Below are 8556 nucleotides of genomic sequence, written 5' to 3' on the forward strand. Positions count from 1 at the left end.
GGTCATGCCTCCGCGCGCGGGTTGATGGCCAGCGCCTGCGCGACGCACGAAGCCGGCCTCGCCTGGATCAGTTCGACGGCAAGCCCGTCGGGCAGGCGAAGCCAGTTGCGCCCTTGCGGCATCTCCGTCACACCGAACCGTTGCGCCGCGGCCAGCGCGGCTTCCAGGTCTTCGCACATCACGCCGAGATGGGCGAGCCGCCCTTCCGGACCATCGTGTTCCGGCGCGTGGATGAACTGCAGGCCGCCGAGCGTCCAGTACTGCCGCGGCGCGTCGAGCGTGCCGTCCACTTCGCGCAGGGTCATGCCGAGCACGTCCTCGAAGAAGCGGATGTGCCAGCGGATGTCCTTCACCCAGATCGCAACGTGTTCGAGATAGGCTTTCGTGGCATTCATGCGGCCGCCTCCTGCCGTTGGCGGTCGGCCATCGCGCGTTCCAGTCCCTTGATGCACGCGACGAGCGTCGCATTGACCGGGGTCGGTACGCCGTAGCGCTGCCCCCAGCGCACGACCGAACCGTTGATGAAGTCGATCTCGGTGATCGAGCCCTTCTCCAGGCTTTGCAGCATCGACGTCTTGAAGGACGCGGGCAGCCCCTCGGCGGCGAGCGTCCAGGCCTGCTCGGGATCGGTCATCGACAGCTTGACGCCGGCTGCCTGCGCCGCCGCGATCGCCTCGGCCACGGCCGCGAGCGACGTCGCCTTCAGCAGCGGCTCGTCGTACAGCTGCCCGTAGGTGAGGCCGGTCAGCCCCGTCAGCGCGCCCGTCGCGACGTTCACCAGCAGCTTGTCCCACATCGTGCCGACGATGTTGTCGCTGATCGTCGTGGCGAGGCCGGCGGCATCGAACGCCGCGGCGATCGCCTGCACGCGCGGTGTGATGCGGCCGTCGAGTTCGCCGATATAGGTGTACTTGCCGATCACGCCGGATTCGATATGACCCGCGCCGCGCAGCACGCCGCCGACGTAGGTCTTGCCCGCGAGGACGCGCTCGCGGCCGACGACGTCGATCAGGATGTCCTCGTGTCCGAGGCCGTTCTGCAACGACAGCACCGTGGTATCCGGCCCCACCAGCGATTGGGCGCCGCGGATGGCCGCATCGGTATGGAACGACTTGACCAGCACCACCACCAGGTCGGCCACGCCGACATCGGCAGCCTGGGTCGTCGCGTGGACGCGTACGTGGCGGGTGCCGGCCGCGTCGTCGACGCGCAGGCCGTCACGGCGCATTGCATCGACGTGTGCCGGCGAGCGGTCGATCAGCCAGGTCTCGTGGCCGCCTTGGGTAAGGGTGGCGCCGATCGCGCAGCCCAGTGCGCCCGCGCCCAGAATTGCTATTTTCAATGGTGTCTCCTTGACGTATGGCATCACGATAGGAGTCGCCGCTCATGCCGACAATGCAATGGATACAATGGTGTCATTGCCATGGACAATAACGCCGCGATGCCCGCCGACCTGCCCGACCTGAAGCTGCTTCAGCTTTTCGATCTCCTGTACGACGTGCGCAGCGTCACGCGCGTCGCCGAGCAACTGGGCCAGAGCCAGCCGACGGTCAGCATCTGGCTCGGGCACTTGCGGGAACACCTGCACGATCCGCTCTTCATCCGGACGCCCGGCGGCATGGCGCCGACACCGCAAGCCGACGCGCTGATCGGGCCCTGCCGGGAAATTCTCGAATCCCTGCGGCGCTTCACGGCTTGGGAGATCGCGTTCGATCCCGCGACGGCCCAGCGACGGTTTCGCATCTGCATGACCGACGCGAGCCACATCACGCTGCTTCCGCGGCTGCTGGCCCATGTCAGGGCGCAGGCGCCCGGCGTCCGGCTGGAAGCCGCACGGATCGACGGCAATACGGAGCGCGCGCTCGAATCCGGCGAAGCCGATCTCGCGATCGGATATGTGCCGTGGCTAGGCGGCGGCATTTATCAGCAGAAGCTGTACGACCAGGACTGGGTCTGTCTGGCCAATCGGCATCACCCGAGGATTCGCGGTCGCCTCGGGGCAAGGCAGTATCGTTCGGAAGGACATGTCGCCATTACGGCGGGAACGGGCGCGCAGCTCCTTGAACAGGCGCTGCGGCAGGCGCGCATCGAGCGCGACGTGGTGCTGGAGTTGCCGGGTTTTCTGGGTTTGGGGGCGATCGTCCAGACGACCGACCTGATCACGACGCTACCCCGTCATATCGGCCAGACACTGGCTCAGGCGAACGATCTGGCGGTTCATGCGTGCCCGATCCCGGTCGACGGGTTTGCGGTGCGGCAGCATTGGCATGCGCGATATCACCACGAGGCGGGCAACCGGTGGCTGCGCGGCGTCGTGATTCAACTGTTCGGCGCGTCGCATTGATCTGCGGATTTGGCGTTCGCGCTGGACGGCGTGCAAAACATGACGACCAGTTTCGTGCTCGACTCCGTCGTCCACAAGCGGTGACCAAACCGGCGCAACGGGAAAAGGGCGGGCGGGGGGAGGCTGCGCGTCGTCCGGTTTCGGCGTCCGTGACGGCGTATCGAGGCCACGCGGCGCCGGAGCGGCGTGCTGCCCGCTCCGCGCGCGCGGCCGCACTCAGGCTTTCAGTGCACCGAAGATCTCATTGAGCATGGACTTCGCATCGCCGAACAACATGCGGTTGTTGTCCTTGTAGAACAGCGGATTGTCGACGCCCGCATAGCCCGAAGCCATGCTGCGCTTCATCACGATCGACGTCTTCGCCTTCCACACTTCCAGCACCGGCATGCCGGCGATCGGGCTCGACGGGTCGTCCTGCGCCGCCGGGTTCACGATGTCGTTCGCGCCGATCACCATCGACACGTCGGCCTCGGGGAAGTCGCCGTTGATCTCGTCCATTTCCAGCACGATGTCGTACGGCACCTTCGCTTCGGCCAGCAGCACGTTCATGTGCCCCGGCATGCGGCCCGCGACCGGGTGGATCGCGAAACGCACGTCGACGCCCTTTTCGCGCAGCAGCTTCGTCAGTTCGAACACCGTGTGCTGGGCCTGTGCGACGGCCATCCCATAGCCGGGTACGATGATCACGCGCTTGGCCTCGCGCAGCAGCTCGGCCGTCTCCGCCGCGCTCACCGCGACCGCCTCGCCGGCCGGCTGTGCCGCGCCGCCGCCGGCTGCCGCCGGTGCGCCCGCGCCGCTGCCGAAGCCGCCCGCGATCACGCTGATGAAGTTGCGGTTCATCGCGCGGCACATGATGTACGACAGGATCGCACCGGACGAGCCCACCAGCGCGCCGATCACGATCAGCAGGTCGTTGCCGAGCATGAAGCCGGTGGCCGCCGCCGCCCACCCCGAGTAGCTGTTGAGCATCGACACCACGACCGGCATGTCCGCGCCGCCGATCGCCATCACCATGTGCACGCCGAACAGCAGCGAGATCACCGTCATCACGACGAGCGGCAGCATGCCGTCCTGGATCGTTTCCGCATGCAGGAACGCGCGGCCGTAGTAGATCACGATCAGCAGCGCGGCCAGGTTCAGCCAGTGCCGTGCGGGCAGCAGCAGCGGCTTGCCGCCGATCTTGCCCGACAGCTTGCCGAACGCGATGATCGAGCCCGCGAAGGTCACCGCACCGATCAGGATGCCGACATAAATCTCGACCTCGTGAATGGCCTTCTCCGCGCCGGTGAACTGCAGCGACGTGTCGATGTAGCTCGCGAAACCGACCAGGCAGGCCGCGAGGCCGACCAGGCTGTGCATCAGCGCGACCAGTTCCGGCATCTGCGTCATCTGCACCTTCTTCGCGGCGTACAGGCCGACGGCGCCGCCGACGACGAGCGCGGCGATCACGTACGGAATGCCCGCGGCCGACACGCGCGGACCGGCGACGGTGGCCAGCACGGCGATCAGCATGCCGATCATGCCGAGCAGGTTGCCGCGGCGCGCGGTCTCGGGATTGGCCAGCCCGCCGAGGCTGAGGATGAACAGGATCGCGGCGCCGATATAGGAGACGGTAGTCAGGTTGGAAGTCATTGTTGTCGTCCCCTTATTTGCGGAACATCGCCAGCATGCGGCGCGTGACCGCGAAGCCGCCGAACATGTTGACGGCCGTGAGCGTGAGCGCGCCCACCGCCAGGCCCAGGATCAGCCCGGACGGGCGGCCGCCGGCATTGGCCAGTTCGCCCAGCGGCGGCGCGACCTGCACGAGCGCGCCGATCGCGATGATCGACGAGATCGCGTTGGTCACGCTCATCAGCGGCGTGTGCAGCGACGGCGTGACGTTCCAGATCACCATGTAGCCGACGAAGCACGCGAGCACGAACACCGTGAAGTGCGACAGGAAGCTGGACGGCGCGAACTGGCCGACCAGCAGGAACGCCAGCGCGCCGATCGCGAACACGATCGCGAGCGCCTTGGCCGACATCGGCTCGCCGCTGTGGCCGTGGCCTTTCGACTTCGCCGGCGCGGCCGCCGCGGGTGCCGCTGCCGGGGGCTTGGGCGCGACGGCCGCCTGCTTGATCGGCGGCGGCGGCCAGGTGACGTTGCCTTCCTTGATCACGGTGAGGCCGCGGATCGCATCGTCGTCGAAGTCGACGTTGATCGTGCCGTCCTTGGCCTTGCACAGCTCCTCGATGACGCGCAGCAGGTTCGTTGCATACAGCGTGGACGACTGCCGCGACAGGCGCGATGCGAGATCGGTATAACCGACGATCGTCACGCCGTGACGCACGACCGCCTCGCCGGGCACCGTGAGCTCGCAGTTGCCGCCCTGCTCGGCGGCCATGTCGACGATCACGCTGCCGGGCTTCATCGACTGCACCATCTCGGCGGTGATGAGTTTCGGCGCCGGCTTGCCGGGGATCAGCGCGGTGGTGATGATGATGTCGGCGTCCTTGGCCTGCTGCGCGTACATCGCGCGTTGCGCCTGCTGGAAGCCTTCGCTCATCACCTTCGCGTAGCCGCCGCCGCCCGAGCCTTCCTCTTCGTAGTCGACCTTGACGAACTCGCCGCCCAGCGACTTGACCTGGTCGGCCACCTCGGCGCGCGTGTCGTTCGCGCGCACGATCGCGCCGAGACTCGCGGCCGTGCCGATCGCGGCCAGACCGGCCACGCCGGCGCCGGCGATGAACACCTTGGCCGGCGGGATCTTGCCGGCTGCCGTGACCTGGCCGTTCAGGAAGCGGCCGAACGCATGCGCCGCCTCGATCACCGCGCGATAGCCGCTGATGCCGGCCATCGACGTGAGCGCGTCCATCTTCTGCGCGCGCGACAGCGTGCGCGGCAGCGAATCGATCGCCAGCACCGTGGCGCGCTTCGCGGCCAGTTGCTGCATCAGCTCGGGGTTCTGCGCGGGCCACACGAAGCCGATCAGCGTGCCGCCCTCGCGCATCAGCGCGACTTCGTCGGCGCTCGGCGGGCGGACCTTGAACACGATGTCGCTGCCGGACCAGAGCTCGGCGGCGCTGGCGGCGATGCTCGCACCGGCCGCACGGTAAGCGTCGTCGTCAAAGTTCGCGCCGGCCCCGGCGCCGCTTTGGACGGCCACCGTAAAACCCAGCTTGATCAGTTTCTCGACCACTTCGGGGACGGTCGCAACGCGCCGTTCCTGAGTGGCTGTCTCCAGAGGAATCCCAATCTGTAATGTCATAGTGTTGAAAGATGGGTGATGGATCGGTGAGGGCCATCGCGAAGCGCGCGGGCCGGTGCGTCAAGGTACCAGAATCATGTGCGTGTTTAGTGGCGCGTGCGAGGGTTCGCGTCAAGAATAGAACGACCGTTCGCTGAATGCGGATAAAGTATGCCGCATAACGACGGGGCTATCGAGGGCACAAATGCGTCGAACGCGCCTTCCGATGTTCTGTTGCGTTTTATCCACGTGTGGGCAATATCGCGTCGGCCGAATGGATGTTGACGATGCGATCGGGCTACCGCTGCCACGGTGCGGCGCTGCCGCGCGGCGGAGCTGCATGGGCTTCCCATAACCGGCTTCCTGCGCGGTTTCCCATGGCCGGCTCCCCGTTGGCGATTCCGACCGACCGGTAGGGCAGTGGCGCGCTGTGTGTCGCAGGCGCATCCGTCGGATCAATTCAGCAGACACCACATCGCGAGGAACGGCGCGTTGCATGACCGCATCGCATGCAATGCGCCAGGCGCGTTGTGGATGCCGCCGCCGATCCCGGGATCGAACCACGCGCCGTTTTGCTGCCGGACGAAATCCGCGATGTCTTTCGGGCGTTCACTCATCCTGGTCTCTGCTCCCGCGCTCGCATGGCTTGATGACACGAAAGTCTACGCAGAAACGTGCCGGCCCGGACAGCGAAAAAGGACGGCCGATTTGGCGCCGGCCGCCATGTGCTCGCCGTTGTTGTGTCCGCCGCGAGGCAGCTTCGGCGACTTTCCATCATCAGCCCACGGTCTGCGGCTTCGCTGGCCAACCCGTCCGGCCGGCACGCCGATTGCGCATCGCTTGTGCCGAAATCGGCATCCGAACCCGCCGCCCGGACGCCCGTTTCCGCCATCGCCTCGCGCATTGCGTGGCCGGTTTTGTCACCATGTGGGCCGGATATGACAATGGAAAACCGCCGGCGCGGCATTACGATGGCTCACGACGTCGCCTGGCGCTGGCCGGTTTTGCCGCAGCCGCCCGGGCCGCGCGCCTCATTCACCGCCTGATTTGGAACATCGACCATGAGCTATAACGCCCCTGTCAAGGACATGCTGTTCGTGCTGAAGGAACTCGCGGGCATCGACACCGTCGCGCAGTTGCCCGGCTTCGAGGAAGCCGGCTACGACACCGCGCAGGCCGTGCTCGACGAATCCGCGAAATTCTGCGGTGAGGTGCTGGCGCCGCTGAACGTCGAGGGCGACCGCAACCCGAGCAGCTGGAAGGACGGCGTCGTGACGGCAACGCCCGGCTTCGGCGCCGCCTTCCGCCAGTTCGTCGAAGGCGGCTGGCAAGGTTTGCAGCATCCGGCCGAATACGACGGCCAGGGGCTGCCGAAGCTGATCGCGACGCCGTGCATCGAGATGCTGAACGCGTCGAACCTGTCGTTCGCGCTGTGCCCGCTGCTCACCGACGGCGCGATCGAGGCGCTGCTGACGGCCGGCACGGACGAACAGAAGCAGCGCTACGTGCCGAAGCTGATCTCGGGCGAATGGACCGGCACGATGAACCTGACCGAACCGCAGGCCGGATCCGACCTGGCGCTGGTGCGCTCGCGCGCCGAGCCGCAGGGCGACGGCACGTACAAGGTATTCGGCACGAAGATCTTCATCACGTGGGGCGAGCACGACATGGCGGACAACATCGTCCACCTGGTGTTGGCGCGCACGCCGAACGCGCCGGAAGGCGTGAAGGGCATTTCGCTGTTCATCGTGCCGAAGTTCCTGGTCAACGAAGACGGCTCGCTCGGCGCACGCAACGACGTGCACTGCGTGTCGATCGAGCACAAGCTCGGGATCAAGGCGAGCCCGACCGCGGTGTTGCAATACGGCGACCACGGCGGCGCGATCGGCTATCTGGTCGGCGAGGAGAATCGCGGCCTCGAATACATGTTCATCATGATGAATGCCGCGCGCTTCGGCGTCGGGATGCAGGGGATCGGCGTGGCCGACCGCGCATACCAGAAGGCCGCGGCATTCGCGAAGGAGCGTGTGCAGAGCCGCCCGGTCGACGGGTCGGCAAAGCAGTCGGTGACGATCATTCATCACCCGGACGTGCGCCGCATGCTCGGCACGATGCGTGCGCTGACCGAGGGCGCACGGGCGCTCGCGTATGTCGCAGCGGCGCACAGCGACATTGCCCACCGCCATTCGGACGAGGCGACGCGCACGCGTCATCAGGCAATCTACGAATATCTGGTGCCGGTCGTGAAGGGCTGGAGCACGGAGATGGTGAACGACGTGGCGAGCCTCGGCGTGCAGGTGCACGGCGGGATGGGCTTCATCGAGGAAACCGGTGCCGCGCAGTACTACCGCGATGCGCGGATTCTCGCGATCTACGAAGGCACGACCGCGATCCAGGCGAACGACCTGGTCGGCCGCAAGACGATGCGTGACGGCGGTGCGGTGGCGAAGGCGCTGATCGCGGAGATCGGCGACACCGTCGCGGCGCTCGGCAAGGTCGACGGCGCGGCGGCCGCGTCGATGAAGGCGCAGCTCGAGAAGGGCGCGCGCTCGCTGTCGACGGTGGTCGACTACGTGGTCGCGAACGTGAAGCAGGACCCGAATGCGGTGTTCGCGGGCAGCGTGCCGTACCTGAAGCTGGCGGGCGTGGTGCTGTGCGGATGGCAGATGGCGCGCGCGCTGCTGGCGGCGCACGCGAATCGCGCGAGCGACACGGCGTTCTTCGATGCGAAGATCGCGATCGCGCAATGCTATGCGGAACACGTCCTCGTGCAGGCAGGCGGGCTTGAGGCGTCGATCGTCGGCGCGAAGGGCAACGAGAGCGTGCTCGCGTTGACGGAAGACCAGTTCTGACCGTAACGGTCGGGGCGCAGGAGGAGACGGGATTTTGACCACACAGGACTTGCTCGCGCAATACGGCCCGCGCGAATCGATGGAATACGACGTCGTGATCGTCGGCGGCGGCCCCGCCGGGCTGTCGGCGGCGA

7 protein-coding genes and 1 pseudogene are annotated in these 8556 nt (G+C 66.9%); 3 read left to right on the plus strand and 5 right to left on the minus strand.

Going from position 1 to position 8556, the window contains the following annotated elements; genetic code table 11:
• Positions 1–2 precede the first annotated feature (2 nt).
• Together WS45_RS19130 and WS45_RS19135 are read right to left on the minus strand one after the other, a co-directional pair.
• On the minus strand, positions 3–395 hold the full coding sequence (locus tag WS45_RS19130) for a VOC family protein (RefSeq protein ID WP_044848449.1): 393 nt from the start codon (positions 393–395) through the stop codon (positions 3–5).
• Positions 392–1342: a ketopantoate reductase family protein gene (locus WS45_RS19135; RefSeq protein WP_059701100.1), complete on the minus strand. Its 951-nt coding sequence runs from the start codon at positions 1340–1342 to the stop codon at positions 392–394. The genes WS45_RS19130 and WS45_RS19135 overlap by 4 nt, the downstream gene beginning before the upstream one ends.
• An 81-nt stretch (positions 1343–1423) precedes the next feature.
• Here WS45_RS19135 and WS45_RS19140 point away from each other — a divergent pair, with 81 nt between their 5' ends.
• Positions 1424–2344 (plus strand): LysR family transcriptional regulator, encoded by a 921-nt coding sequence (locus WS45_RS19140; protein ID WP_059701101.1) that lies wholly within the window; start codon positions 1424–1426, stop codon positions 2342–2344.
• 216 nt (positions 2345–2560) lie between these two features.
• Here WS45_RS19140 and pntB read toward each other — a convergent pair whose 3' ends face one another.
• The 3 genes and pseudogenes from pntB to WS45_RS33765 form a co-directional block, all read right to left on the minus strand.
• Positions 2561–3976: a Re/Si-specific NAD(P)(+) transhydrogenase subunit beta gene (gene pntB, locus WS45_RS19145; RefSeq protein WP_059525900.1), complete on the minus strand. Its 1416-nt coding sequence runs from the start codon at positions 3974–3976 to the stop codon at positions 2561–2563.
• A gap of 13 nt (positions 3977–3989) precedes the next feature.
• Positions 3990–5591, minus strand: a complete 1602-nt coding sequence (locus tag WS45_RS19150) for a Re/Si-specific NAD(P)(+) transhydrogenase subunit alpha (RefSeq protein ID WP_059701102.1) — start codon at positions 5589–5591, stop codon at positions 3990–3992.
• 434 nt (positions 5592–6025) lie between these two features.
• Positions 6026–6151, minus strand: a pseudogene (locus tag WS45_RS33765) (dimethylsulfonioproprionate lyase family protein); the annotation flags it as partial.
• A gap of 248 nt (positions 6152–6399) precedes the next feature.
• Here WS45_RS33765 and WS45_RS35140 point away from each other — a divergent pair.
• Both WS45_RS35140 and WS45_RS19155 read left to right on the plus strand, forming a co-directional pair.
• Positions 6400–6642 carry a hypothetical protein gene (locus WS45_RS35140; RefSeq protein ID WP_156437231.1) on the plus strand — a complete coding sequence of 81 codons (243 nt, stop codon included), beginning with the start codon at positions 6400–6402 and terminating at the stop codon, positions 6640–6642.
• The gene (locus WS45_RS19155; protein WP_059701103.1) at positions 6632–8422 is read left to right on the plus strand and encodes an acyl-CoA dehydrogenase; all 1791 of its coding nucleotides are present in this window, start codon (positions 6632–6634) and stop codon (positions 8420–8422) included. Before WS45_RS35140 ends, WS45_RS19155 begins: the two co-directional genes overlap by 11 nt.
• The last annotated feature ends 134 nt before the right edge of the window (positions 8423–8556 follow it).

It is taken from the genome of Burkholderia sp. RF2-non_BP3 (genome assembly GCF_001522185.1).
Taxonomy (GTDB): domain Bacteria; phylum Pseudomonadota; class Gammaproteobacteria; order Burkholderiales; family Burkholderiaceae; genus Burkholderia; species Burkholderia diffusa.

Coding starts and splice junctions, on each gene's coding strand:
- WS45_RS19140 (WP_059701101.1), top strand. CDS start 1,424: ATGGACAATAACGCCGCGATGCCCGCCGACCTGCCCGACCTGAAGCTG.
- WS45_RS19130 (WP_044848449.1), bottom strand. CDS start 395: ATGAATGCCACGAAAGCCTATCTCGAACACGTTGCGATCTGGGTGAAG.
- WS45_RS19155 (WP_059701103.1), top strand. CDS start 6,632: ATGAGCTATAACGCCCCTGTCAAGGACATGCTGTTCGTGCTGAAGGAA.
- WS45_RS19150 (WP_059701102.1), bottom strand. CDS start 5,591: ATGACATTACAGATTGGGATTCCTCTGGAGACAGCCACTCAGGAACGG.
- pntB (WP_059525900.1), bottom strand. CDS start 3,976: ATGACTTCCAACCTGACTACCGTCTCCTATATCGGCGCCGCGATCCTG.